Origin of the sequence: Clostridium sp. CF012, assembly GCF_018861755.1 — a bacterium.
Taxonomy (GTDB): Bacteria; Bacillota; Clostridia; order Clostridiales; family Clostridiaceae; genus Clostridium_AD.
Genome location: NZ_JAHLEF010000021.1, coordinates 44,065 through 70,654, shown reverse-complemented (window position 1 = coordinate 70,654; position 26,590 = coordinate 44,065). Strand labels below are relative to the sequence as shown.

The following is a 26,590-nucleotide window of genomic DNA, read 5'->3' as shown; positions in this document are numbered from 1 at the left end:
CTAAGATGAAATTTATTACCGAAAATGATTTGCGGGATTTAAATAGAAGAGAACCTTTTACAAATTATGAGATAGAGCCAGGAGCGAGACTTACGCCTGGAGCGCGTCAGTTCCTGTCGGATCGTGGCATTAATATGTTTGACACTGATTCTTATACAAAACAAAACACTGTAAGTACAAAGAAGTCATCTGAAGTAATCCAGAGGAAGGTTAATTGGAAAAAGAAGAAACTACGCAGTAAGATGAATTCTACGGAAGCCTTGTTTCTTCAATCTTACGAAGAACTTTTGAGTGGGGATGCTTCTTTGGCACAGAGTGTTATTAATTTAGGTAAACAGTTCTCCTTCATTAAAAATCATATAGAGGGTAAGGCCGCGGTGGAAAACTTAAGTTTCACTGAATGCACAGGCATAAAGGCTGATAAATTTTCAGAAGATTTGGATGACTGCTTTGAAATCACAGAGTCCCATATGGAACTTAAACAGGGAAGGAAGATTATACTTATGCACAGACTACGATGTGATCTTCGTGAAATTGAACCAGTTGTTTTAGAACTATATGAGGACAGTGATGATGGGAAGGAACTATGCACAGAAGTTATTGGGAAGGTTAATCAGATTATTAATACCTTGTCTCAAATGATTTGTTCGGTTTTAGGAGGTAAAGAATGTCAGAGAAAAAGTTGAATTTTGAATACTGTGATCAGCTTGTTAGGGATTTTGAATATGTAGTGGAACACCCTATTGTGAGTAAATCTTCCGTTTACTATACAGGAGTTGATTTAGGTACTGCATGTGTTGTTTTAGCTGTTTTGGATGAAAACTACAAACCGGTAGCAGGTGCTTATAGATATGCAGATGTAGTTCGAGATGGTATGGTTGTGGATTATATTGGCGCAATTAAAATTGTTAGAGAACTTAAGCAGGAGATTGAGGCGAAATTGGGTGCAGAACTTTTATATGCAGCTGCTGCAATTCCCCCTGGGACAGATGCTTTGGATTCAGGTGCAGTTAGCAATGTGGTTCAGGCTGCTGGGTTTGAAATTACATGCGTGCTTGATGAATCTACGGCTGCCAATAATGTACTGAAAATTTTAGATGGTGCAGTTGTGGATGTTGGCGGCGGAACCACCGGAATTTCTATTCTAAAGAATGGAGAAGTTATTTATGTTGCTGATGAGCCAACAGGAGGTACACATTTTTCCTTGGTTGTTTCTGGTGCATATAAGATGTCTTTTCCAGATGCAGAAATATATAAGCGTAATCCAGAAAATCACAAGGAAATGTTACCAGTACTTAAGCCAGTAGTTGAAAAAATTGCATCTATCATTAATCAGCATATCAAAGGTTATGATGTGCAAGAAATATGTTTGGTTGGTGGAACGTGTTGCCTTACAGGTATTGAAAAAATTATAGAGAAGCAGACAGGTATTTATACTCATAAGCCGCAAAATCCGATGTTTGTAACTCCTTTGGGAATAGCACTTAGTTGCACCCAGGAAAGCATATGATAAGGGGGAGGATAAAATATGGAGTTTCGAATTATTAAATCGCCTACGGCGGGTACTATAGATATTCTTATGAGGCGTATGGGGGCAGGAGTTAGTAAAGACACCATTTGTACTGATGCAGTTGGTCTGGTGCAAGGGAGAATGATAGAGATGATTTGCGCAGCGGATATTGCAGAAAAGGCGGTTGGTGTCATGGTAGAAGATATTAGAGGAAGTTGTCCTCAGAACATGATAATGATTGCAATTTTTGGCGATACTTCATCTGTTGAGTCTGCCATTGAGGAGATTAAACGCAGCATGAATAAGGAGAAAAATTTATGATAATAGCGAAACTGATTGGTAGTGTATGGGCAACAAGAAAATCAGACTCACTTAATGGACTAAAGTTTATGCTGGCGGAAGTAATTGGCGGCACAAGTGCTGGTCAGCGATTGATTGTTGTTGATACCATCAGTGCCGGTATTGGAGACAAGGTTATTGTATGCACGGGTTCCGCGGCTCGTCGAATGCTTGGTGATGATAATATCCCAGTTGATGCAGCAGTTATCGGAATCATTGATGACGATTGCAACATTGAATAGAGAACTAACAGGAGGGATAAGAATGAGTCTTCTTGATATGGTTAGAGAAGCTGGTGTTATTGGTGCAGGTGGTGCAGGATTCCCTACTCATGTAAAACTAGCATCAAAATGTGAATATATACTTCTTAACGGAGCTGAATGTGAACCGTTACTCAGGGTGGATCAGCAGTTGATGAAGCTATTTCCCGATGAAATAATAAAAGGATTTGTAGCAGCTGGCAAGTTTGTTTCTGCAAGTAAAGCTCTTATAGGTGTTAAAGGAAAGCATAAAGAAGCGATTTGTATTTTGCGAGATAGGATAGAAGCGCTACAGGTAAGTGATTTCGTTGAAGTGAAAGAGCTTCCCGATGTTTACCCAGTAGGTGATGAACAAGTTCTGGTTTATGAACTTACTGGCAGAGTTGTTCCTGAAATGGGTATCCCGATCCAGGTTGGATGTGTAGTAGTAAATTCAGAAACGGTATTAAATCTTTACAATGCCTCTATGGGACAGCCTGTTACAGAAAAATATATCACAGTTGCAGGAGATATACCGAAAAGTTTGACTATAAAGGTGCCAGTTGGCACACCTATTATAGATGTGCTAAAGCAAAGTGGTATAGAAAATTTTGATGACTATGCAGTCATTGACGGTGGTCCTATGATGGGTCCTGTGATGGATAATATTGATGGATATATTACAAAGAAAAATAAGGGATTCGTAATTTTGAAAAAACAGCATGCTCTGATTCGCAAGAAATCTATGAATATTGAACAGGCAAGAAGAGTGAATAGAGCTTCCTGTGAACAATGCCGGATGTGTACGGATATGTGTCCTCGTTTCCTTCTTGGACATAATGTGCAACCACATAAGATGATGACAGCTTTAAACTATGCACTAACAGATGTTGAAGGACAGAAGAATGCCCAGCTATGCTGTCAGTGTAATTTATGTGAACTGTTCTCTTGCCCGGTAGGACTTTATCCGAAATCTGCAAATGTCTATTTTAAAGAGAAACTGGCAAAGCAGAATATAAGGTATAAGCCAGTGCAGTCGGAATTCACTTCCCGCAAAAGCCGTGAATATCGATTGGTTCCAAGTAAGCGTCTTGTGGCAAGACTAGGGTTACGTGATTTTGACAGGCCAGCTCCTATGACGGAAGTTGAAATAAAACCTGAATTAGTACATATTGCAACAAGGCAGCATGTAGGGGTGCCTGCAGTGATCCTTGTTAATATAGGGGATCATGTGCAGCTTGGACAGTTAATTGGTAAAATTCCTGAAGATAGTTTGGGTGCTGCAATTCATTCAAGCATTTCGGGAACGGTTATAGAGTGTGGAAATGATTTTATTGCAATAAGGAGGGATTAATATGTCCATAGCAATAGGAATGGTTGAATTTACAAGTATTGCGCGAGGTATATATACAGCAGATCAGATGTTGAAAATTGCTGATGTAGAAATAGTTACAGCCAGTTCAGTTTGCCCCGGAAAATATATAGTTATTGTCCAGGGTGATGTTTCATCAGTTCAAGATTCAGTGAATATTGGTGAAAAATTGGCAGAAGAATTTTTGGTTGATTCTATTGTTATACCAAATGTAAGCCCCGCAGTATTCCCAGCAATAACAGGTACAACTATGCCAGATGAAATTCAGGCACTAGGAATTATGGAGTCTTTCTCCTTGGCCACCATGGTTATCGCCGCTGATGCAATACTGAAAGCTGCTGATTTACAGCCGATAGAACTCCGTTTAGGAAATGGACTAGGTGGTAAGTCATTCTTTACTTTCACTGGCGATGTGGGTGCAGTCGAGACTGGTATTGAAACAGGAAAGACTATTGCAAAAGAAAAAGGGCTGTTAGTGAATGCAGAGATTATAGCTTCACCCTCAGATAGACTGTTGTCATCTTTGTTCTAATATTTTAGGACTTATATATAAAGGTGTTTTCAATGACTATACCAATAAATAAAAGGATGTGAAGTAATGAAAAAATTGATTAGTGTAAAAAATGTGGAAGATGCAGTAAAACAGGGACAAAAGATAATGTATATAGATAACGATACAATTATTACTCCGTCAGCCAAAGACGCAGCGAGAAATTGTGGAATAGATTTTTCTACAGACGCCCCTGTCTGTGAAATAAAGTCTTCTTGTGAAGAAAAAACTTATGTACCAGTAAAATCTTGTGAGGAAAAGAGTTCTTGTGAAGGAATGGCTTCTGAACTTGCCAAAGCCTGTGAAGGCGGAATAGATGCTGATATGATATATAAGGTATTTAAAGCTATGATGGATAAAGGACTTCTAAATGGAATTCTTGATTCTGTTTCAAGCAAGCCATATATTTCTGAAAGTGATCCTTGTGGTTTGAAGGTAGTTCGTGGTAATACCGTAAAGATGGAAGTTCTTGATACTGGAAATCCAGATGATAAGGTATTTTATCAGGAAATTATCAGTGCTAATGATGGGTCTTCAATGAATGCAGGATTTATTACAATTGAAGATTGTACCTTCGACTGGGAAACCGCTTGTGAAGAAATTTACTGCGTTGCGGAAGGTACACTGACAGTAACAGTAAACGGAAAGGTTTATACTGCAAATCCAGGTGATTCAGTATTCTTCCCTAAGGGAGCTAAATTAGCATTTGGTTCACCAAACAAGATGAAAGCATTCTATGTTACACATTAGAACCTTTCAGCAAAGTTAAGGGGGTTAAGCAATGCAGGCACTTGGGTTAATCGAAACAAAAGGACTTATTGCAGCTATTGAGAGTGCAGATGCAATGCTCAAGGCTGCAGATGTGAATCTCTTGGAAAAGACATATGTAGGTGGAGGTCTTGTTTCAATTATTGTAACTGGAGATGTGGGTGCGGTGAAAGCAGCTGTAGATGCTGGTGGAGCAGCAGTTAGAAAAATAAATAGCAATCTTCTGGTCTCAGAGCATGTGATTCCACGCCCACATGAGGATTTAGAGTATATAATTATACCTGCAGCACCGCTCAAAAATGGAGAAATGGCAACTTATCAGTTAGCAAAAACTGAATCTGATGAGGAAGACACTGCAAAGGTTACTGTTGAAGATGAAGAAATAGTAGTTGAAAATTCAGAAGGAATGGAATTCTTGCCAGAAAAAACAGTTATTTCTTTAGAAATTGATTTGTGTGAATTGAATAATAAGGAAGCTGTAGATAAGCTGGTACTTGAATATGGCTTGGAAGAAGCTATTAAGATTCTGAACAAGTTTAAAGTGATAGAACTTCGAAATTTAGCTCGTCAATATAAAAACTTTGGTATCACAGGCAGGAGAGTTTCTAAAGCTAATAAAATGCTGTTGATTACAGAGTTAAAAAAATATTACGAAATTAATTAACGTAGTTATAAAGCTTTATGAGAAAAGAATGGAGGGGTTTTAATTGGATAAGATGGATTATGATTTACGTTCAGTACAAGATGCAAGGAATCTAGCAAGACTCGGAAAAATTGCGGCAACTGAGATTTCTGATTATACAGAAGAGCAAATAAATAAGATATTGTGTAATATGGTTAGAGTTGCAGAGGAAAATTCAGTTTGCCTGGCCCAGATGGCCGTGGAAGAAACTGGTTTTGGAAAAGTTGAGGATAAGACTTATAAAAATCATATGGCTTCTACTTTGGTGTATAATGCCACTAAAGATATGAAGACTATTGGTATTATTCGCGAAGATGAGGTTGAAAGGGTAATTGATATTGCTGAACCAGTTGGTTTGATAATGGGGATTGTACCTTCTACAAATCCAACATCTACTGCTATTTTCAAAGCAATAATTGCAATTAAGTCACGTAATGCAATTGTATTTTCACCACATCCTGCTGCACTAAAATGTACAATGAAGGCAATAAACCTTATGAATGATGCTGCAGTAGCGGCAGGAGCACCTGCCAATATTATCAGTAGTCTTTCTAACCTATCTATAGGGGCTACAAATGAGTTAATGAAATGTAAAGAAGTTGCCTTAATTATTGCAACTGGAGGCCCAGGAATGGTAAAAGCCGCTTATAGTGCGGGTAAGCCTGCATTGGGTGTTGGTGCTGGTAACTCTCCAGCTTATATTGAGAAAACTGCGAACGTTAAGCAAGCGGTTAGCAATATTATAGCAAGTAAGACTTTTGACTATGGAACTATTTGTGCATCTGAACAGTCTATAATCGTTGAAGAGTGTAATCATGATCAAGTAGTTGCTGAACTTAAGAAGCAGGGCGGTTATTTTATGACAGCTGAAGAAACTGCAAAAGTTTGTGCTTTATTATTTAAGAATGGACACACAATGAGTGCTAAATTCGTAGGCAGATCTCCTCAGGTTATTGCAACTTCTGCTGGTATTTCCATTCCAGAAGGAACTAAGGTTCTTATAGGGGAGCAGCAAGATGTTGGTGAGGCGTATCCGCTGTCTTATGAAAAACTGACAACAGTACTAGCTTTCTATACAGTGAAAGATTGGCATGAGGCATGCGATCTTAGTATCAAACTACTTCAGAACGGAATCGGACACACTATGAGTATTCATACAGAAGACAGAGATATTGTAATGAAGTTTGCTAAAAAACCAGCAGCTCGTATTTTAGTTAATACTGGTGGAAGTCAAGGTGGTACCGGTGCAAGCACAGGACTTATACCTTCATTCACACTAGGTTGCGGTACATGGGGAGGAAGTTCTGTTTCAGAAAATGTTACTCCAATGCATTTGATTAATATCAAAAGAATTGCATATGGCACTAAGGATTGCAGTACATTAGCCTCCGCTGATCCGACTTTCAACCACCCTGAACTCTCTGGTAGTTGTGAAGTTCAAAGTGGCGTAGGATGCGGTAATTTAAGTCCGGATTCATATGCAGCTGCATCTGCATCTAAGAACGATTGCACTGATAATGAAAAGCTTTTGAAACTTGTAAATGAACTGGTAAGCGCAATGAAGGGAGCCAACTAAAATGGATAAGTATAATGCTGTTCTGAAACTTTTGCTAGAGGCTGTTCAAGCTAATGCTCCTTCTACAGAAGTGAAAGAAGACATATATGAGATTCCAGTTGGAGTTTCCAATCGTCATATTCACCTTTCTGAGGCAGATTTAAATAGTCTGTTCGGAGAAGGATATCAGTTAACAAAAAGTAAAGATTTATCGCAGCCTGGACAGTATGCATGTAAGGAAACTGTAACAATCTGCGGACCAAAGGGTGCCATTGAGAAAATTAGAATTCTTGGTCCTGTGCGTAGTAAGACACAGGTGGAAGTTCTCACAGGAGATTCCTTCAAACTTGGCACCGTTTCACAGGCAAGGTTATCGGGTGATTTACAGGGAACACCGGGAATTACGTTAATTGGTCCCAAGGGATCTGTTCAGACAACAGAAGGTTTGATTGTTGCACAAAGACATATTCATATGACACTTAAAGATGCACAAGGCCTTGGTGTGCATGATGGACAGATGGTATCTATTCAGATTAATGGGGAACGTGGGGGCACTTATAATAATGTGGCAGTTAGAGCTAATGAAGCTTCTGCACTAGAATGTCATCTTGACACAGAAGAAGCAAATGCTATGAATCTTAATTCCTTATCAAAAGTTATAATTACAAAATAAAAAATTAGGAGGAAATAAAAATGAAATATGATGCATTAGGAATGATCGAAACAAAGGGTTTAGTTGGAGCTATTGAGGCTGCAGATGCAATGGTTAAGGCAGCAAATGTATACTTAGTTGGTAAAGAATTTGTTGGTGGTGGTCTAGTAACAGTAATGGTAAGAGGCGACGTAGGTGCTGTAAAGGCAGCAACTGATGCTGGTGCTGCTGCAGCTCAACGTGTTGGGGAACTGATTTCTGTTCATGTTATACCTCGTCCACATGTGGAAGTTGAAGGCATTCTTCCTAAAATGATAAAGACGGAAGAATAGTAAAATATATTCTGACCATCAGTAGAGTAATTCATATAAATTATATTGGTATCATGGTGGGTCAATTTTTTATAAATTATAATTACAAATAAAAAATTAGGAGGAAATAAAAATGAAATATGATGCATTAGGTATGATCGAAACAAAGGGTTTAGTTGGAGCTATTGAGGCTGCGGATGCAATGGTTAAGGCAGCAAATGTTTACCTAGTTGGTAAAGAATTTGTTGGTGGAGGTCTAGTAACAGTAATGGTAAGAGGTGATGTAGGTGCTGTAAAGGCAGCAACTGATGCTGGTGCTGCAGCAGCTCAGCGCGTAGGGGAATTGGTTTCTGTTCATGTTATCCCTCGTCCACATGCTGAAGTTGAAGCTATTCTTCCTAAATCAACAAAGAGAGAAGAAGACGCAAAATAGTTTAAAGATTGTGATTTAAACTCCAATATTAAAATAATGGCTGTTTTGTAACTATAGGGCTGATCTATACAACTAAAGAAAATTTAGTGTGTAACAGCCCTATTTTTTTTGTGCAAATTAAAATGCGGGTCCCAAAAGACCCGCAAGTGTTGTAAAATTAAGTTATGAACTTAAATATATATGGCTTGGTCAAGAGAAAGTGAATTCTTTCGGTTTTGAAGCACATTTACATTTTCTATAGATATTTGGAGTCAGGTTCATCTTCGCAGAGAATACCCTGTTGAAATAAGAGGGATCTGAGAAGCCACATTCAATTGAAATCCGGTAAGCGGGGTAAGTAGTTGTTTCCAGTAATCGGCAGGCATATTGAATTTTAAGATTAATTACGTACTCTGTAAATGAGGTCCCAATCTCCTTTTTAAAAACATGGCTGAAATATTTGGGATTCATAAACACCTTAGATGCTACCATTTCCAAAGTTAATCTCTCTTTAAATTGTTCTTTAATATACTTTATAGATTCCTCAATAAAGTTATGTTGGTATCCAGTGGGTTCTAGGATGGCTTTTTCAGCCGTTTCCTCCAATAAAGTGGGATATTCGGCTACGGAATCCAGCATTTTACGAAAAAGTTCTTTGAAGGCTTTGGGCTTGATAGGCTTTAACTGGTATTCAAAAACCCGAAGTTTAATGGCTTTCTGTGCATTGGGAAAATCCGCATAGGCGGATAAAATGGTGATACAAGCACTTGGTAGAAATTTTCTGATCTCATGAGTGGCGCTTAGACCATCCATTTCTGGAATCATCACATCCATTATGATAATATTCGGTTGATGCTGCTTTGCTAGGTTCACAGCTTGAACCCCGCTTTCGCAGGTCAGCAGCGTATCCTCTGGAGAAAGAGTTTCAAGCACAATTGCTTTGAGAAAATTTTGTTCAAGTATTTCATCTTCCACAATTAAGACAACATTCATAGTAATAACCCCGCAATAGGCTGGGTGGGAATGGTGATAGTTACGGTACTTCCGCTATAGTCAGACTTTACTATTTTAAGTCCGTATTGCTCCCCGTAATATCGTTTTAAACGTTTATCTGTATTTCCAAACCCTAGGCCTGATTTATTTTCAAATTGTTGTATGTTCTGCAAAACATCCTTTGGAAAACCGTTTCCATTATCAATAATGGAAATAACGACCTCATTTTTATATTCTTCTGCGTAAATGCTTATTGTTCCTCCATCTCGTTTTTGGGTGATGCCGTGAATAACAGCGTTTTCAACAAGGGGTTGTATCACCATGTTGGGGATTCTGTAAGCATTAATATTCTCCGGGATGAGGATGTCATATGTCAAACGGTTTTTAAATCTTACCTTCTGGATAAATAAATATTTCTTAATGTTGTCAATTTCGGCACCAATGGTGTGAAGCTGATTGTTTTGCTTTAAATTGTATCTGAGCAAATCGGAAAGGCAATAGATAAGTTCCTCCGTTTGGGAATTCTCAAAATATGCTATGCGGGCAATACAGTTCAAGGTATTAAACAAAAAATGGGGATTGACCATGAGAGCCATGTTTTCACCCTCTAAGTCAATGATTTTTTTCTCTAGTATTTCCTTTTCAATTGACAACCTTACCGCAGCTGGATCTGTATGGCTGAGGATCTCGGACAAGTCAAGTGAAATATTTTTAGCAATATGGGCACATAGCTGCTCGTGTATTTTAATTTTATTTGATTCCACGGTTTTCAGCGATAAAATAGATTTGGCGATAAATTCTAATTCTGTACTTTTATCTTTTTTTAGGGACTGTACTTCAATCATGTATTTTCGATATTCATTGTCCTCTAAAAATGATTGTACACCAACTATATAACCTAAAGTCTCATCCTGAAGCGTGATGGGAAAAAGGATGTTTTCAAGGCCATAACGGCAGACAAATCTATTCTCACCGCTGGGCTTTAGTCTGCATTTGTAGTCGGAGCATACTTGACCTTTATTTTCCTGGCATATATAGGTGCAAAAATCCGGGGATGGAATAAATTCAAACAAAACATCTCCATTTGTATCTACCAAAAACAGAGGAAGATCAGACAGAGATAGAATACTCATATAACGGGTATATAAAATATTGGAGGCTATTAAATTTTTCAGCAGATTATCAGTTTTATTCATGCTTTAGCCACCTTCTGCCATATAATTTATATTAGAAAGAAAGGAATTGTTCAAGTATAGGGGGTGTAATTCTCTTTCAAATTTAAGTATGGCTTTTATACTATTATAATGTATTAATGTATAATAGTAAACAATCTACAGCTAATTTTAATAAAAAATTTGTCGGAAAAGAGACTAAAACTTTGTATTTTTGGTTTTAACTCTTTTTCGGCAAGCTTCAATATTTTACACAAGTATTAATAACATTTTTGATAAATACCAATAAGTTCTTTCTTGGAAGGGTGCCTTGGATTAGTGGGTGTACAACGATCCTGAAGGGCGGCTTGTGACATATTATCTAAAGCATTTTCAAATTCCTTCTGATCAATTCCAAGGGCCCGAATATTCGTTTCCACTCCTAGGAGTTTTTTTAGTTTATCTACAGCCTGGATGAAATTCACAGTACCTTCACGTGGCGTACGGGCTGGAAGTTGCAGAACCCTGGCCAATTTTGCGTATCTTTCTGCAGCATAACCGTTGGCACTTCCCCTTAAGTCGGAGTTGTATTCCATAACTGAACTAAGTAAAATGGCATTGGAGCGTCCGTGGGAAATGTGAAAAGTTGCTCCAAGGGCATGCGCCAAGCTGTGATTTATACCAAGACCTGTATTCGTAAATGCCATTCCTGCCATGCAGGAAGCATTTTGAACACGATCCCTGGCATCCGAATCCTTGGGGTCCTTGTAAAGTGTCTCAATATTTTCGAAGATTAATTTTACGGCTTTTTCCACAAGAGCGTCTGTAAAATCCGTTGCATTTGTTGAAACATAGGCCTCAACGGCATGAACTAGAACATCTACACCTGTATCTACAACCACACGTTGAGGAACATGCTGAATACAAGTAGAGTCAAGAATTGCTATATCTGGTGCTATAAACTCATCTACAATACATAACTTTGTACCTTCAGAAGTAATAACAGTGAAGTCCGTTACTTCCGAACCGGTTCCACTCGTGGAGGGAATCGCAATAAACAGTGGCCTATTCATTTCACCATCCGCTATACTTTTTAATTTCCAAGAAAAATACAAAATTCCCTTTGCTGTATCGATGGCAGAACCTCCACCAAGTGCTACAAGGACATCTGCACCACTTTCCTCATATAGTTTTAGTCCCTCCGTAACTACTTTAACATCCGGATCAGGGCGCACTCCTGAAAAAACAATGGATGTTATTCCAGCTTTGGCTAGGTAATCTACAGCAGTTTGAAGATATCCCAGTGTTTCCATTATAGAATCCGAGACAATAAATGCTCGGGTACCTTTAATCTGCTCTAAAAGTTGCATAGATTCCTTATTAAAATAAACTTTTGACTTCAGTTTAAACTTACCTTCCATGATATGTACCTCCTATTCTTTGATGTTACAGTAAAGCTCATAACATATGATATCATACAGAACAATTAGTTTATTGCAGAAATAATATATAGTTTTAGCACTATTGTATCAAGTTAAAATCTTATATTGTACAATATTGTTTTTCTTGAACAATAAGCTACTTTAAAAGTAGAGTTCTTTTAGCTTTTTATTCTTTAAGATAAAAATGTGCTATAATAGTAACATATTCAACATTTATTCTGCAAAAATACACTTTACAATTAGGAAACAGTGTGATAGACTATCGATACTTAATATTAGGAGCTTTTAGTAGAAAATGTTAAGAAAATTTAAATTAAAGTGAACTTTAAAATCAAAGAAAATAATAGATTGAAATATGTGTGGTGGAAATATTAATGAAAATGGAAGAATTAGTACAAGAAAAATTACGTCTCGTTTTTAATGATGATAGTATTATGTTCGATAAGTCAAGGTTTGCAGGTGGCCTTACTAATTACAATTACCTTATGAATATCAAGGGAATAGAGTATGTTGTTCGTCAACCGGGCGGAATGACCAATTTGATGATTGACAGAAAAATCGAAAAACATAATAATCATATCGCCTGGGGGTTTGGCATGAATTCTGAGTGTGTTTTTTTTGATGAGGATAGCGGGATTAAAATCAGTATATTCATTAAAAATAGCAAAAATATTGCTCAAACAGATCCAAGTGCTCTAACAAATTTGAGAGCTGTTTCTGCTCTAATGAAAAAAACCCATTCTAACCCAAAACATTTTCCAAATTCCTTCGATTGGCAAACGGAGCTTACTAAATACGAAAAAATTATTCAAGAACTTAAGGGTGGTTTTTTCTTTGACTATGTGGCATTGAAAAATCAATTGGTCCTTTTTATGCAAGAAAATATAAAAAGGACAATCTCTGTTCCCTGTCATAACGACACAGTGCCCGAAAACTTTGTGGCCGATGATAATGGCAGAACTTACCTTGTAGACTGGGAATATTCTGGAATGAACGACCCAAGTTGGGATGTGGCTGCGTACATTCTTGAATCTAGACTAAGCGAAGATGCAATTGAATATCTTCTTTTAGAATATTATGAAGAGGCTCCTACACCTGAAGAAGTATTAAAAATAAAATGCTATATGGTAGCGCAGGATTTACTTTGGATGGTATGGGCCATGATTAGACACTATAGCGGAGACGATTTTTTGGACTATTGCAGTGTAAGATACCAACGTTTTCAGAAGAATGTCAACGCAATCACTGTTTCATCAGATTATTCTATTGCCGATATGGTAAAAAATTAGATTGCCATAACCGCTATATAGAAAATATGTTTAGATATCTGAAATACACCCCATTGAATGGACACAACTAAAAAAGAGTTGTGTCCATTCAATGGGGTTATTTTTTTATGCTGAAAAATGGAATAAAGATTAGGTTCCTAACTGAGTAGGTCTGGGCGGTATGATTGAAAAAAGAATGAAATTTCAGTTAAAGTCTTATAATTAAGCTATTAGTGCAATAAAATAACGATAGTACAAAAACTTCAGAAAAATGGCGGATATAATCCAGTAAAAAATTGCACTTTATGCCATGAAAAAGCGTCTTATTAAGGTATATTAAGAATGGGTTCAGTTCTAAGAGTTAGGCACGGATTTTTTTTAAGAAAACGGTTTCTAATTCCTTGCTAGGCAAAGTTAAATTCTAAGGTAATTAAAGTTATATAAAATTATGCAAAGAAATTTCTAATGGCCATATTAAAAAAGTGCTCATTATAAATTATAAATTAATGCTACTATATTAAAAATATTTCAAAGAGGGGGTTTTTGTTTATGAGCGAAGTGAAAGTATCACTTGATGCGTCTGCAGTTGCTGCTAAAAAGAAGTTATCATCACAATTTTTCAAAAAAGGAATCTCAATCGCTTTATTTTCAGGTCTTATGTATGGATTCTATTCAGCATTTTTGACCTTAGGTATGTCTAAGGGAACGTGGGGTGACTGGTACGGTCTTAATACAGCAGGGTTATCTGCTTTTGCTGTTACATATTTACTAGGTGCAATTGGTAGTGCGGTAAATGATACTTGTAGTGCTGTTTGGGCATTACTTTATGCAGGGGTTAAAGGTAAACTTGGAGATTTCTTTAGATGTATCAATACTACTCCAGGTCGTGTAATGATTTTAGCGGCTCTTGTAGGAGGCCCTATTTCCAGCACAGCATATGTTGTTGGTCTTCAGATGGCTGGATCAATTGTTATTCCTATTACTGCCCTTTGTCCAGCTATTGGTGCAATTTTAGGTAGAATATTATACAAACAAAAGTTAACCAAGCGTATGATGTTTGGTATTGCTATTTGTGTTGTTGCTAGCTTTATGATTGGTAGTACAAGTATTGCTGGAGATGCACCAAAAGGTATGTTCTTAGGTGTTTGTATTGCTTTCATAGCGGCTCTTGGTTGGGGTTTTGAAGGTTGTGTAGCTGGTTACGGGACATCTATGATTGACTCTGAGATTGGTATTACTATTCGTCAGACAATATCAGGTATTTCAAACTTAATTATTTTAATTCCTGTTTTGGGTATGATGGCAGGAAGTGTTAGTCTTTCAACTAATCTTGTTGTTCAGGCATTTACAAGTGGTCCTGCTATGATTTGGTTTGCTTTAGCTGGTCTTTGTGCATTTGTTTCATATATGAGCTGGTATAAGGGCAACAGTATGTGTGGTGCCGCTCTTGGTATGGCATGTAATGGTACATATTCCTTCTGGGGTCCATTCTGTTGTTGGATAATACTTGGCATATTCGCAGGTCTAGATGGTTGGTCATTACCTCCTATCGCTTGGGCTGCTGCTGTATTAATGATGGTTGGTATCTTAGTAATCTCTATGAATCCTATGGATTTGTTTAGAAAAAAGGAGGTAATTTAGTATGAAAGCTCTTAATTATGCTATTTTAAAACATTTTACAAAAGTTAAAGAAGCTTGTGCAGAAGAGGTTATTGAAGTTTTAAAAGGTGAATATGGTAATTTCAAAGCACTTAATAGAGATGATGTAATCACAGCATTAATGACAGCTGAAGCTAATGGCCTTCTTGAAGAAACAAGGTTTGAAATGAATAAGGAAAAGGTCTTAAAAGTTTACTATCATGCAAACAAAGAAGGCGCAGCTACAATTAATAAATACATTAAAGACTGATGATTTTTAGAAAAGATATCCTCTTTTCAAATTATTCCATAAGAAAAGCAATAAAAATGAGCTATCTCTAAATAGAAATTAATTTCTATTTAGAGATAGCTCTTTCTATTTAATATAATCCTTTAATAAAGAGGTTATCTCCCCAAAAGGCACATCTCCGAAATTGCTTACAATTATAGCTGTAGTATTTGCTTCCACATTTCTAAGTATATAACTTCTATAGCCGGAACCTACTCCATAATGCTCATAGTAAGTCTTTTCATTTGAATCTTTAAATACATACCAGCCATAGCCATAATTATTTTTATAAGGTGTATACATTTTATCATAGGATTCTTTATTTATAAGTTTTTTATTTGTCAAAGCCTTATCCCATTTTATCAAATCTTCTACTGTAGAACAGAGCCCTGAAGACCCACGAACTACTCCAATATTTGTTTCAGTCCAAGATGTTTCTGCTTTATCTTTTTTATAAGATAAATACCCTACAGCCAAGTTATCAATAAAAGAGCTTTCATTTTGAAAGCCGGTATTTTTCATATCTAGTGGATTGAAAATATTTTCAGCAAAATAATCATCTAAAGTTTTAGAAGATGCTTTTTCGATAATATAACCTAATAAAATATATCCTGTATTGCTATAACCAAAACTTGAGCCTGGTGCGAAGTCTAGAGTTACTTCCATTTTTTTTGCAACTGCAGTGTCTATTTTACTTGAAGGTCTAAATTTTCTTATATCAAATTTATCAGGATGTTCTGGCAATCCAGAAGTATGATTTAATAATTGATGAATTGTTATTTCATTTCCATGTGGAAACTGAGGTAAATATTTATCAATTTTATCATTCACGTTAAGCAATTTTTTTTCTTGGAGCTGCAATACAGAAAGGGCAGTAAATTGCTTTGTTAAAGACGCCAAATCAAATTTAGTTTGAGATGTATTGCTTATTCCCTTTTCGAAATCAGCCTTTCCATAACCTTTGTCTAAAATAATGGAGTCATTTTTGGTAACATACACATACCCACTGAATTTACCTGCTCCAAAGAAATCAGTAAACAATGTATCGGTTTTTGAACTTACTTCTTTTAATTTTTCATTTTCAGAATTAACAACGGAATCCTTATTATTAGTAACAACGGAAACCTTATCATTATTTTTTGCTCCACAACCCATAAATAGAGACGTGGATAAAATTGCAATGATACTAAATATTGCTGTTTTTCTCATGTAACTACATCTCCTCTGTAAATACATTTTTTAACTTAAAATACAATTTTAACATGAGGGAGATATATTAGCAAGTTTAAATATTCATAGAAATGTGGCATGAATTAATTAGAAAAGGGGTTGCCTCTTCAAATGATTTTATAATCATTTTGAGACAGCCCCTTTTTAATATTTACTTTAATTTAGCCGCACATTTGGGACAAACATTCCATTCGGGATCTACAGCGCTTCCACAGGAATTACAATTCTCTTTAAGTTTATATCCACAGAAGGGGCAATTCATAAAGTGTTCATCTACAGTTTTTCCACAGCTTAAGCAGATTTTCTTAGTGTAGGAATTCCTTACTACGAGATATATTATTAAACCCATAAGGTTTGGAACAAATATTGCTATTGTGGTCCAAAGCCAAGGATCCATACCTCTTTGCTTTGAATCTTTAAATACAAAACGACCAATTAAATAAATTGTTCCAAAGAATAATAAAAACATTAAAGGTAGTATTATAAGTGGCGGAATAATTTCAGCGATATTTCCATTTGCATAACTATAATCTGAGGCTACACCAAATATACCTAGAATAACAATAGATAAAATGAATAGGGAAAGCAATGTTATAAGAATAAAAAATATTTTTTTTGAATTTTTCATTTAAATCACTCCTCGTATAATGCTTGTGAATTTTAATTTGGACTGTCCATTGATAAATACTACAGGTAATATAGATAAGCTTGAAATAAAACTCCATAAAACAAATAATCCTATAACACCTTTAAAATTAAACTTAAAATATACAATAACAATTAAACTTACAAGTGTAATAAGATTTAAAAAAATTGATATACATAGTATAGATAAAAAGTGCTTGTTATTTATTTTTTCCTTGGTAGTTTGAACTAAATTTATAGGAAGATTAATATCTTCATTACCCAGCTCAAAGAGAAGATCTTCTAAATATTTATCCTCCATAGTTATTGCCTCCATATATTCTTTTAATAATTTTTTAGATTTATTTAATCTAGATTTTACAGTTCCTACCGGTATTTTTAGAATTTCTGAAATTTCATTTTGCTTTAGTCCATTGTAGTAAAATAGTATGATTACCATTTTGTATACGTCTTTTAAATTATTGACAGCATTTTGTAACTGCTCTTTATTTTGGGAATTATCATAAGATTCCTCAGGAAGATAAGTAGTCGCCTTTATATTATCCATTACAATGTTTTTTTCATTAATATCAAAGAAATCTATAGATTTTGAAAACCATCTTTTAACCTTTCTATAAGTATCCCTGTATAGATTAACAGCAATTGTAAAGAGCCAAGGTTCAAAATTTTTACTTCTGTCAAAGTCATTCATATATTTAAAAGCTTTTATCCAAGTATCTTGAAATAAATCTTCAGCATTAGTGCTATTTTTATGCAAATTTACACAAAGCTTATAAAGAGGAGTTTTGTATTTCTCTATAAACAGGTGGAGGCCTTGATTTTTATCAGTATCAAAAATTATCCAAATTAACTTATCATCCAAAACCTTGCCCCCTTTCACTATTTACTACGTATGAGAATATAAAAGGTTCACTAAATGAATTAAAATATTTTAATTAAATCTGTATAATGTTAATTATAGCGTTTAGGTAAATAGTGCACAATATAAGAAAACAGGATATAATAAAGTGTAAAGTAGAGTCATTTACAAGCTTAATCCCAATATGGGAGTATTAATGTGGAATTTAGTTTAAATTCAAATGAAGAAGGAGTTTTATTTAATGAATGAATTAATTAAAGAAATTGAGTATAATAACGGGAAGTTTCCAGAAGTACAATTAAAGGAGATAATTAACCGCAGGGAAGAATTTATACCTGAGTTACTTGAGATATTAAAAAATGCCAAAGAAAATTATGAGGAGATTTTAGATAAACCTAATTATTTTGCACATATATATGCAACTTTCTTATTGGCACAGTTTAGAGAAAAGCAAAGTTTTAAGCCAATTATAGATTTAATTAGTTTACCAAAGGAAATTCCAGATGATATTTTTGGTGATTTTCTTACAGAGGATTTACATAAAATTTTAGCTTCAGTTTGTGGGGGAGACACAGAGCCAATAAAGAGATTAGTGGAAGATAGCAATGTTAATGAATATGTTAGATGTGCTGCTATTAAATCCTTTATTGTACTACTCGGTGAGGGTGTTATATCTCAAGGTGAAGTTATTGAATACTATAAGACTTTATTTGAAGGAAAACTTGAGAGAGAATTTTCACAAGTTTGGAATGAGCTTATATATGATTCCTGTGAAGTCGGTCCTAGTGAATTATATGAACACATAAAAAAAGCATATGAGGATGAACTAATAGATGAGGAATGCATATCTTTAGAAGAAGTGGATGGGGCTATTAAAATTCATGATAAAACAAAATTCCCAAAATTAAAAGATGAAGGATATTCATTTGTTGTGGATACTATAGAAGAGTTAGGGTGCTGGAGATGCTTTACTAAGAGTAGTAGTGAGCCTAAATCACAATTCATGCAAGGCATTAATAAGATGAATAAAAATAATAAAAACAAAAAAAATAAAAAGCAGGTAAAAGCTACTAAAAAGAAACAAAGAAAAAAATAACTAAACAACCTAGAGATGTTAACAGTTGTGGAAATATAAGAAAAGAGAGGATCATATGATAAAAGAAAAATTTGAAGACTTTAAATTAAGCAGTGACTTATTAAAAGCAATTACTATGTTGAACTTTAAAAATTTAACAAAAGTCCAGAAACATGTTATACCTGCTGTGCTGTCACAAAAGGATGTAGTAGTAAAGTCCCAAACGGGAAGCGGGAAGACTGCAGCCTATGGCATTCCTATTTGTCAGCTCGTAGATTGGGAAGAAAATAAACCTCAAGCTCTAGTGATTACACCGACAAGAGAACTTGCTATCCAAGTCAAAGAAGATATTTTTAATATAGGTAGATTTAAAAGACTTAAAGTAGCTGCAATTTATGGGCAGTCCCCTTTTTATAATCAGAAAAAAGAACTTGCACAAAAAACGCATATAGTAGTTGGAACACCTGGTCGTATTATGGATCATTTAGATAAGGGGACCTTTGATACATCAAATATAAAGTATCTTGTAATAGATGAAGCTGATGAAATGCTTAATATGGGATTTGTAGATCAGATAGAAACAATAATAAGGGGCCTTCCAAAAGAGCGTGTGACTATGTTATTGTCAGCTACAATGCCAAAAGATATAGAGAATTTATGCAAAAGATATATGAAAGATCCTATCCGCATTGACATAGAGGACCAAAATAAAGCGGCAGATAGAATATGTCAAGAAAGATATGACGTAAATGAACAGGGTAAAATAGTGCTTTTAAGCGATATAACTGTAGTAGAAAACCCAGATAGCTGTATGATATTTTGCAATACAAAAATAAAGGTAGATGAGGTTTATAATGAGATGGTTAAGCTTCATTATACTTGTAAGAAAATACATGGTGGTATGGAACAAAGTGATAGATTAAGAGTAATGAATGATTTTAAGAGTGGTTATTTTAGATATTTGGTAGCTACAGATGTTGCAGCTAGAGGAATAGATATAGATGACATTACTCTTGTAATTAATTATGATATACCGGAAGACAAGGAAAGCTATGTTCATAGGATAGGAAGAACTGGTCGCATAGGAAAGCTGGGCCGCGCAATTACTTTTGTGACCCAAAATGAAAATAGATACCTAGATGATATAGAAGAATATATCGGTAAAGAGATTCCACTTAAGACAAGACCAGAAGTGGAAACTGTAGATGATGCCAAAGAAGAATTTGAAGATAAGATGAATACAAGACCTGAAGTTAAAGAAGCAAAAGGCGCAGAGCTAAGCAAAGAAATCATGAAATTACATATTAATGCAGGTAAGAAAACAAAGATGAGGGCCATGGATATCGTGGGTACTCTTTGTAGTATTGAGGGAATGACAAAGGATGATATAGGAATTATCAATATAGTTGATATATCTACTTTTGTAGAAATATTAAATAATAAAGGTGAATTGGTTTTCCAACAATTACAAAATAGACCTATCAAAGGAAGGCCTCGTACTGTAAGTAAAGTGGACATATAAAAATTACAAATAAGGCATTGAAGCAAAAAAGGCAATCCATTAGTAAAAATTAATTTACTAATGGATTGCCTTTTGTTATATAAATTATTTTGAAATTGCTTTAACTTTTTATTTAGAAGATATATTTTTTTTCATAAAATATATAGGTAATCCTATTACTGTAACTAAAAGGCCTAATCCTGCATTCATAGGTTGAGTAAACATTGTGTTTATTATTATATAAGCTCCACCTATTATAGCTATCAAAGGAACTACTGGATATAAAGGTACTTTGTAAGGTCTTACAAGATCTGGTTGCTCCTTTCTAAGAACCATTACTGCAATAAATGTCATAACATAAAAAATCCAAAGTACAAATACTAATAAATCTGTAAGTTGATTAAAATTTCCAAGTAATGTCATAAAAATTGCAATAACTCCAATTAATATACCACAGTTGATTGGAGTACCAGTTTTAGGATTTACTTTTGCTAACCATTTGCTGCCTGGTAATTTATTTTCTAGTGCCATAGCATATGGTACTCTCATTCCTGTTAGTATATTACCATTTAAAGCTCCAAAAATTGATATCAAAACTCCAACGGTAATAACTTTTCCACCAGCTGCTCCAAAGAGTATTGTTGCTACATCTGTAGCTGGTGTTTTTGTTGCTGCAAGTGCAGAGGCAGGCATTACAAATAGAAATGCCATGTTAATCAATATATAGGCAGCCATTACAAATAATAGTCCACCAACAATTGCTCTCGGTAAATCTTTTTTTGGATTTTTTAATTCCCCTGATATGTTTCCAATGTGTATCCAACCATCATAAGCAAACATTGTCGCCAAAAGTGCTGAACCTAAACTTGTAGCTATTGGGTGGGTAGCAACTGATATTGGAAATAACCTTACCACCCCGCCATTACCGTTAATAAATCCAAAAATAATAATTCCTAATATGGGAACCATTTTAGCTATTGTAAATATAGATTGAATATTTCCACCAACTTTTGCACCTAAACTGTTCATACCTATTAAAAATATAGTTCCTAATATTGCAATTGGAACTATCATTCCATCATTGAAACCTAACAAAGAAACAACTTGCGTTGCAAATATTATTGAAAGTGCAGCTATATTGGCTGGGAAAGATATTACTGTTTCAACCCAACCCAATAAGAATCCCCAAATTTCTCCATATGCTTCCTCAAGCCAAACTATCATTCCACCAGTTTTAGGTATTGCAGCTGCCACTTCGGCTGCCGTAAGTCCTCCCGCTATAGTTATTAATCCTCCTACAATCCATGCAATCATTCCGAGTCCCGGTGCTCCCGTTGCAGTATAAATAGCCGTAGGTTTAAAAAATACTCCAGAACCTATAACCATGCCTATAACAACTGCACTTGCTGATAATAAGCCAATTTCTTTTTTTAATGTGCTTTTTTCCATTTCAATTTCCTCCATTACATATTATTATAATGTACCTTTTTATTAATTTATTGTTATAGAACAGTAGGCGAGTTTATTTTCATGTGCCTTATTTTTAATGTTATTTAGCGCCAATTCCTTTAGCACTTAATTTTTCAAGCATATCAGTAGTCATCTTTGCCAAATCATATTCAGTTTTAAAGCCCCACTCATTTTTGGCACAAGTTGGATCAATTGAATTTGGCCATGAATTAGCAATTCCTTGTCTTATTGGATCTACATTATAATCCATAGTAAAATCTGGTATATGTTTTTTAATTTCAGCAGCTATTTCTTCTGGTTCAAAACTCATAGCTGTTATATTAAATGCATTTCTGTGAATCAATTTTGATCCATCAGCTTCCATTATTTTAATAATTGCATTTATTGCATCTGGCATATACATCATATCCATCTTCGTTCCTTCACTAATAAATGAAGTGTATTTACCTGACTTTAATGCTTCATAATATATATCAACAGCATAGTCAGTTGTTCCTCCTCCTGGAAGAACTTCATAAGAAATTAGTCCTGGGAAACGTACGCCTCTTGTATCAACTCCAAATTTCTTAAAGTAATAATCACATAATAATTCTCCTGCAACTTTGTTTACACCATACATAGTTGTTGGTCTTTGAATTGTATCTTGAGGAGTATTATCTTTAGGTGTAGATGGACCAAAGGCACCTATAGAGCTTGGTGTAAAGAACTGGCAATTCAATTCTCTAGCAACTTCTAAAGCATTTACAAGTCCGCCCATATTTAAATTCCAAGCGAGAAGAGGTTTCGCTTCAGCTGTTGCTGATAATAAAGCTGCTAAATGAACTAATGTATCTATTTCATATTTTTTAGCAAGTTCAAGCATAGTTTTATGATCAGTTACATCTAATAATTCAAAAGGGCCGGTAGTAACTACTGGGCTGCCCTCTAGCTTTCTTAGATCAGTAGCTATTACATTATCATTACCATAAATTTCTCTCATTTTAATTACTAATTCTGAGCCTATTTGACCTAATGCTCCTGTTACTAATATTTTTTTCATTTGTTTCCCTCCGTATTTAATTTATTATTGATATAATCTTATACTTTTTAGTTTCACTTAATTTATTTGTTAAATATCATAAACATCCTCTTGCTCATATTTCATAATCGTATCAAAAACATTAGTTGCCACATCTTCGGGTATTTCAGTATTTAAAAATAATAATCCGATATCGTTATATTTAGTACCAATAACATCTTTTACAATTACCTTTCCACTATATTCTTTTAATATATCAGTAATATGCTTTCCAAGTTTATCAGGAAGTTCCTTTTGGTTCCATGATGTAAAACCAATCAATGATTTTGATACTCTTGGATTAATTCCATTCTTTATTAAAACTTCATGCCAAGTTAAGCAGATTGAATCAGTTTTTGTTAGCATAGGGATACACCTCGCAAATTTAATTTATTATATATTATATAGAATTGTTTTTAATCCTGTAAAATATACAATTTTTTTATCTATAAATATTTTTTTCTATTTTTTTATCAATATATATTATAGAATATCGATGAAAAATATTTAAATACCTGTTTTATAACAGGTACTCTTACCATGATGCTAAGGAGTATCCTTTCAATGTTTATATAAAACTATTAAGTATAAAAGAAAGAATCAGGGGATTTATATATAGCCTTTATTAATGTTTAAGTGTAGCTAAAAATGAATGGGAAGTTCAAGATGGGTTTAAAGAAGTCAAGAAGTTTATGCAAATATATTCCGTTTGTGTACTAAAATATGCGTTATGAGTTTCATGAGTTGTATTATATAAAAAAGTAAGTAAAATTTAATTATAAGGATAAATGAAGGTGGTGATTATGATATGTTTAGCATCTTTAATATTTATACTAATGAATCAATGTCAATGATCTTATTTACATTCCCATTATTAGTTGTTCTAACGTCATTAATAATGCAACTTATATTTAAGAAAATGATTATTATTTTAATCATTAACTGTGTAATTTGGTTGATTGTAACATTTACTGTATTTAATTCAAGTTTTCTAATTTGGTGTTTTATATATACCTTCATTTCTATGTTTGGAACACTGCTTGGAGATCTAATAATTATACATAAGGAAAGTGCCACTCGTAAAAGAAAAAGAATACTGGATTAAATGAAAAAAAATAGCAACAAAAACTTTTGTAGTTTCTGTTGCTATTTTATTCGACTTATTCGGTAAAACCAAATAGGTTCACATTAGAAGCTTTCTTATCATTGCGTATATTTCTAAAGAAGGCTACAGCACATATAATATTTAAAGCGATACTGATTAATGCTACGATCATGCTTAATGAGGCATTTCTAGGTACATGAAGCTGCATTGATTCTGTAAAGCGAGGTGCTGTAAAATAATACATAAACCATGCTGCTAAAGTAAAAGCACGAGCCTGAAGCCAAGTACCCTTTTTAATAAAGAGTGATGGAATAGTGCAAGAAAGAATTACCATGAATTGTGCTGATGCAGAGCCTGGGAAGTTAAGATATACGAAAACAAAGTTCCAAACATCATAAGCGAGTATCCACAAAATAGTCATCTTAGGCCAAACCATGTCATGCTGCTTGCTATTATCGATATGTATACCCTTCCATCCATAGAAGAGTGTGATAATAGAAAGAATACCTGCAATTCCATTTAAAATATTTGGTGCATATCCTAGTGAGAAATCCTGGGTTACAGCTTCAGTAATATTGAGGGCTATAAACATTCCAGCAATTAATCTAGGAAATACCTTTTTGCTCAGTTTTGTATATCTCATACAGGTGAACCATATACATGCCGTTACAACTGAATATACTTTCGCCCATTTAAACCAGTAACTGACACCATGACTAGCCCATAATGGTATTAGTGCAAAGGGTAAAATAAAGTAAAATATAATAGTTGGAAATTTAAACCTTCTAAAAATTTCATTAAGAGCCATCAAAACTACTAAGATTAATATCCAATGAACGAATGCTATACCATTTTTATGTTCTTTAAAATCCGTTTCGTAAAAACCATCTTTATATTCAATAGTATTCGCATCAATAAATTTAAATAGAACTTGGTCACCTTTATCAAAATCAACTATATTAGCATTTGGACCACTAATGATTTGAAGATTATCACCATTTTTCTTCCAGGTTTTATCTTCCTTTTCGTCATGACCGCCATATTGCTTGATAACTGTAACTGTTCCATCCTCACGAAAACTAAACCGATAAAAAAATGACCCCTCTCCTTGTTTCCCATCTACAATACCTTGCCAAGTTCCTAACGCCTTATGATTATTAGCAGTAAACCCATTACTAGGTTTAGCAGATACTGAAGACACCATTATCATAAATAAACAGATGCTTATGACAAAGGTCTTAACAGACATTTTAATTATTTTCACAGAAAAACGCCCCCCAATATTTATTAGCAAATTTGCTTAGAGTATAACCCCTATATTTTAAACTTCAAGGGTATAAGTAGTTTATGAACTTATGGATTCAACGTGTCCACGGCGGAAGCGGGTCTCAGATTTTCCTGTGTGAAGCTGCCAAGTGTGCCAGAATACATATGGTATAATCAATATTGCATTTATGATACCCCAGTATTTCAAAATATTTGGGTTAAACCATGATGAGGAATCCATTACTGCAGGGAACAGGTTAGGCAGGCAGGCACGAAATAGCATGTGTGTTGCTAGTGTATATACCCTAGAAGTAATGTAAAGTTCTGGACGTCCTTTGATAAGCGGATATATCTCTGCAGCCAAAAGGATACATACTGAACTTGCAAAGAAATTAGGACTCTCACCATACACAAAGCACAAATTCCAGGTAGTATATAGGAAGTTCCAAGCAATTGTAGTATATGCGAGTAGATCGCCACGGTCGCCGCGCTCTGTGGATAGCTTCCAAAACTTTGGAGCATAGGGCATGGTTACGCAAAGTAGGAAACCACAAAGTGAGTTAAAGTAGTTGCCCGTTTGCAGATCTTTCACAGTGGCTTCCATAATATTAAGGAATAGAACACCGAAGAGTACCCCAAGCACCCAGTCTTTTTGAAGGGCTGTCCAGAACTTGCCTTTCTTTTTTTCATAGGCGGCAACTCGAGAAAATCCTAAAAATATGGTGGGAAGGATAACGCTTATGATTTTAAACCAACGAAACCAGCCTACTACCCCTCCTGACATAAGCCAAATTGGAAAAGTTAATAGCGATGCAAGCCAGAACCAATTCGAAAACTTATAGTATTTACGCATGCAACCTACGATAACCAGGAGTAGGGTAAAGTACGAAGCCATGGAAAGTATATACTTCCATACAGGAATATTCATAATAATGTCCCCCTTTTTTTTCAATGAACCCAAAATACACAGAATACTAATATTTAGTACACTGCGAAGTAAGATTAATAATGTAATTTTATTTTTAAATGTAAACGAAAACATAACAAGCGTTCGGTATAATATTAGTATAGCATCTCTAATGTCATTGTCAATATATAACTGTAAATAAAATCTATATTATAAAATATGATGAAATCTTGTATTTTTATAGAGGAGATGAAATGTAAGCAATATGCTATAATGGGAGGGAAAACAATAGGTTTGGAGGTAA

General features: G+C 34.8%; 29 protein-coding genes. 18 read left to right on the top strand and 11 right to left on the bottom strand.

What is annotated here, in order from left to right:
- Positions 1 to 5: 5 nt before the first annotated feature.
- From KPL50_RS17160 to eutM (KPL50_RS17105), 12 genes are all read left to right on the top strand, one after another.
- On the top strand, positions 6 to 686 hold the full coding sequence (locus KPL50_RS17160; RefSeq protein WP_216299770.1) for an ethanolamine utilization protein: 681 nt from the start codon (positions 6 to 8) through the stop codon (positions 684 to 686).
- A complete protein-coding gene (gene eutJ / locus KPL50_RS17155; RefSeq protein ID WP_216299769.1) occupies positions 668 to 1,510 on the top strand; it encodes an ethanolamine utilization protein EutJ in 843 nt (280 codons plus the stop codon). The genes KPL50_RS17160 and eutJ overlap by 19 nt, the downstream gene beginning before the upstream one ends.
- Before the next feature lie 18 nt (positions 1,511 to 1,528).
- Entirely contained in the window at positions 1,529 to 1,831 is a 303-nt protein-coding gene (locus tag KPL50_RS17150; RefSeq protein WP_216299768.1) for a BMC domain-containing protein, read from the top strand.
- Positions 1,828 to 2,091, top strand: a complete 264-nt coding sequence (locus tag KPL50_RS17145) for a EutN/CcmL family microcompartment protein (protein ID WP_216299767.1) — start codon at positions 1,828 to 1,830, stop codon at positions 2,089 to 2,091. Before KPL50_RS17150 ends, KPL50_RS17145 begins: the two co-directional genes overlap by 4 nt.
- A 22-nt stretch (positions 2,092 to 2,113) precedes the next feature.
- A complete protein-coding gene (locus tag KPL50_RS17140) occupies positions 2,114 to 3,442 on the top strand; it encodes a 4Fe-4S dicluster domain-containing protein (protein ID WP_216299766.1) in 1,329 nt (442 codons plus the stop codon).
- Between the two features lies 1 nt (position 3,443).
- Entirely contained in the window at positions 3,444 to 3,992 is a 549-nt protein-coding gene (locus KPL50_RS17135; RefSeq protein ID WP_216299765.1) for a BMC domain-containing protein, read from the top strand.
- Positions 3,993 to 4,058: 66 nt separating this feature from the next.
- On the top strand, positions 4,059 to 4,760 hold the full coding sequence (locus KPL50_RS17130) for a cupin domain-containing protein (protein WP_216299764.1): 702 nt from the start codon (positions 4,059 to 4,061) through the stop codon (positions 4,758 to 4,760).
- A gap of 31 nt (positions 4,761 to 4,791) precedes the next feature.
- Positions 4,792 to 5,442, top strand: coding sequence for a BMC domain-containing protein (locus tag KPL50_RS17125; protein WP_216299763.1), 651 nt, complete (start codon positions 4,792 to 4,794; stop codon positions 5,440 to 5,442).
- 43 nt (positions 5,443 to 5,485) lie between these two features.
- The gene (locus tag KPL50_RS17120) at positions 5,486 to 7,036 is read left to right on the top strand and encodes an acetaldehyde dehydrogenase (acetylating) (protein ID WP_216299762.1); all 1,551 of its coding nucleotides are present in this window, start codon (positions 5,486 to 5,488) and stop codon (positions 7,034 to 7,036) included.
- A 1-nt stretch (position 7,037) separates the two neighbouring features.
- Complete coding sequence (locus KPL50_RS17115; RefSeq protein ID WP_216299761.1) at positions 7,038 to 7,688, top strand: phosphate propanoyltransferase; 651 nt, start codon at positions 7,038 to 7,040, stop codon at positions 7,686 to 7,688.
- Positions 7,689 to 7,708: 20 nt separating this feature from the next.
- On the top strand, positions 7,709 to 7,999 hold the full coding sequence (eutM, locus tag KPL50_RS17110) for an ethanolamine utilization microcompartment protein EutM (RefSeq protein WP_216299760.1): 291 nt from the start codon (positions 7,709 to 7,711) through the stop codon (positions 7,997 to 7,999).
- Between the two features lie 112 nt (positions 8,000 to 8,111).
- Positions 8,112 to 8,411: an ethanolamine utilization microcompartment protein EutM gene (gene eutM / locus KPL50_RS17105; RefSeq protein WP_216299759.1), complete on the top strand. Its 300-nt coding sequence runs from the start codon at positions 8,112 to 8,114 to the stop codon at positions 8,409 to 8,411.
- 189 nt (positions 8,412 to 8,600) lie between these two features.
- Here eutM (KPL50_RS17105) and KPL50_RS17100 read toward each other — a convergent pair whose 3' ends face one another.
- The 3 genes from KPL50_RS17100 to KPL50_RS17090 form a co-directional block, all read right to left on the bottom strand.
- On the bottom strand, positions 8,601 to 9,365 hold the full coding sequence (locus tag KPL50_RS17100; RefSeq protein WP_309245192.1) for a helix-turn-helix domain-containing protein: 765 nt from the start codon (positions 9,363 to 9,365) through the stop codon (positions 8,601 to 8,603).
- A gap of 14 nt (positions 9,366 to 9,379) precedes the next feature.
- Positions 9,380 to 10,579, bottom strand: a complete 1,200-nt coding sequence (locus tag KPL50_RS17095; RefSeq protein ID WP_216299757.1) for a histidine kinase — start codon at positions 10,577 to 10,579, stop codon at positions 9,380 to 9,382.
- A 236-nt stretch (positions 10,580 to 10,815) separates the two neighbouring features.
- Positions 10,816 to 11,955 carry a 1-propanol dehydrogenase PduQ gene (locus tag KPL50_RS17090; RefSeq protein ID WP_216299756.1) on the bottom strand — a complete coding sequence of 380 codons (1,140 nt, stop codon included), beginning with the start codon at positions 11,953 to 11,955 and terminating at the stop codon, positions 10,816 to 10,818.
- A 395-nt stretch (positions 11,956 to 12,350) separates the two neighbouring features.
- Between KPL50_RS17090 and KPL50_RS17085 the strand changes: the two genes are divergently transcribed.
- From KPL50_RS17085 to KPL50_RS17075, 3 genes are all read left to right on the top strand, one after another.
- Entirely contained in the window at positions 12,351 to 13,265 is a 915-nt protein-coding gene (locus KPL50_RS17085; protein WP_216299755.1) for a choline kinase family protein, read from the top strand.
- Between the two features lie 528 nt (positions 13,266 to 13,793).
- A complete protein-coding gene (locus tag KPL50_RS17080; RefSeq protein ID WP_216299754.1) occupies positions 13,794 to 14,885 on the top strand; it encodes a hypothetical protein in 1,092 nt (363 codons plus the stop codon).
- Between the two features lies 1 nt (position 14,886).
- A complete protein-coding gene (locus tag KPL50_RS17075) occupies positions 14,887 to 15,153 on the top strand; it encodes a hypothetical protein (protein ID WP_216299753.1) in 267 nt (88 codons plus the stop codon).
- Positions 15,154 to 15,258: 105 nt separating this feature from the next.
- On the opposite strand, the gene KPL50_RS17070 is transcribed toward KPL50_RS17075, so the two are convergent.
- From KPL50_RS17070 to KPL50_RS17060, 3 genes are all read right to left on the bottom strand, one after another.
- Complete coding sequence (locus KPL50_RS17070) at positions 15,259 to 16,380, bottom strand: serine hydrolase (protein WP_216299752.1); 1,122 nt, start codon at positions 16,378 to 16,380, stop codon at positions 15,259 to 15,261.
- 172 nt (positions 16,381 to 16,552) lie between these two features.
- Positions 16,553 to 17,029 carry a zinc ribbon domain-containing protein gene (locus KPL50_RS17065; RefSeq protein WP_216299751.1) on the bottom strand — a complete coding sequence of 159 codons (477 nt, stop codon included), beginning with the start codon at positions 17,027 to 17,029 and terminating at the stop codon, positions 16,553 to 16,555.
- A complete protein-coding gene (locus tag KPL50_RS17060; protein ID WP_216299750.1) occupies positions 17,030 to 17,908 on the bottom strand; it encodes a sigma-70 family RNA polymerase sigma factor in 879 nt (292 codons plus the stop codon).
- A 238-nt stretch (positions 17,909 to 18,146) separates the two neighbouring features.
- On the opposite strand from KPL50_RS17060, the gene KPL50_RS17055 reads away from it, so the two are divergent.
- Positions 18,147 to 19,001: a DUF1186 domain-containing protein gene (locus KPL50_RS17055; protein WP_216299749.1), complete on the top strand. Its 855-nt coding sequence runs from the start codon at positions 18,147 to 18,149 to the stop codon at positions 18,999 to 19,001.
- Between the two features lie 55 nt (positions 19,002 to 19,056).
- The gene (locus KPL50_RS17050; protein WP_216299748.1) at positions 19,057 to 20,502 is read left to right on the top strand and encodes a DEAD/DEAH box helicase; all 1,446 of its coding nucleotides are present in this window, start codon (positions 19,057 to 19,059) and stop codon (positions 20,500 to 20,502) included.
- A 108-nt stretch (positions 20,503 to 20,610) separates the two neighbouring features.
- Here the strand turns inward: KPL50_RS17050 and KPL50_RS17045 are convergent, their stop codons facing one another.
- The 3 genes from KPL50_RS17045 to KPL50_RS17035 form a co-directional block, all read right to left on the bottom strand.
- Positions 20,611 to 21,930, bottom strand: a complete 1,320-nt coding sequence (locus tag KPL50_RS17045; RefSeq protein WP_216299747.1) for an APC family permease — start codon at positions 21,928 to 21,930, stop codon at positions 20,611 to 20,613.
- 100 nt (positions 21,931 to 22,030) lie between these two features.
- A complete protein-coding gene (locus tag KPL50_RS17040) occupies positions 22,031 to 22,990 on the bottom strand; it encodes an L-threonine 3-dehydrogenase (RefSeq protein WP_216299746.1) in 960 nt (319 codons plus the stop codon).
- Between the two features lie 69 nt (positions 22,991 to 23,059).
- The gene (locus KPL50_RS17035; protein ID WP_216299745.1) at positions 23,060 to 23,374 is read right to left on the bottom strand and encodes a hypothetical protein; all 315 of its coding nucleotides are present in this window, start codon (positions 23,372 to 23,374) and stop codon (positions 23,060 to 23,062) included.
- Positions 23,375 to 23,816: 442 nt separating this feature from the next.
- Here KPL50_RS17035 and KPL50_RS17030 point away from each other — a divergent pair, with 442 nt between their 5' ends.
- A complete protein-coding gene (locus KPL50_RS17030; protein ID WP_216299744.1) occupies positions 23,817 to 24,113 on the top strand; it encodes a DUF2651 family protein in 297 nt (98 codons plus the stop codon).
- A gap of 55 nt (positions 24,114 to 24,168) precedes the next feature.
- On the opposite strand, the gene KPL50_RS27115 is transcribed toward KPL50_RS17030, so the two are convergent.
- Positions 24,169 to 25,377 carry a DUF5692 family protein gene (locus tag KPL50_RS27115; RefSeq protein WP_216299743.1) on the bottom strand — a complete coding sequence of 403 codons (1,209 nt, stop codon included), beginning with the start codon at positions 25,375 to 25,377 and terminating at the stop codon, positions 24,169 to 24,171.
- A gap of 81 nt (positions 25,378 to 25,458) precedes the next feature.
- A complete protein-coding gene (locus KPL50_RS17020) occupies positions 25,459 to 26,307 on the bottom strand; it encodes a hypothetical protein (RefSeq protein WP_216299742.1) in 849 nt (282 codons plus the stop codon).
- Between the last annotated feature and the right edge of the window lie 283 nt (positions 26,308 to 26,590).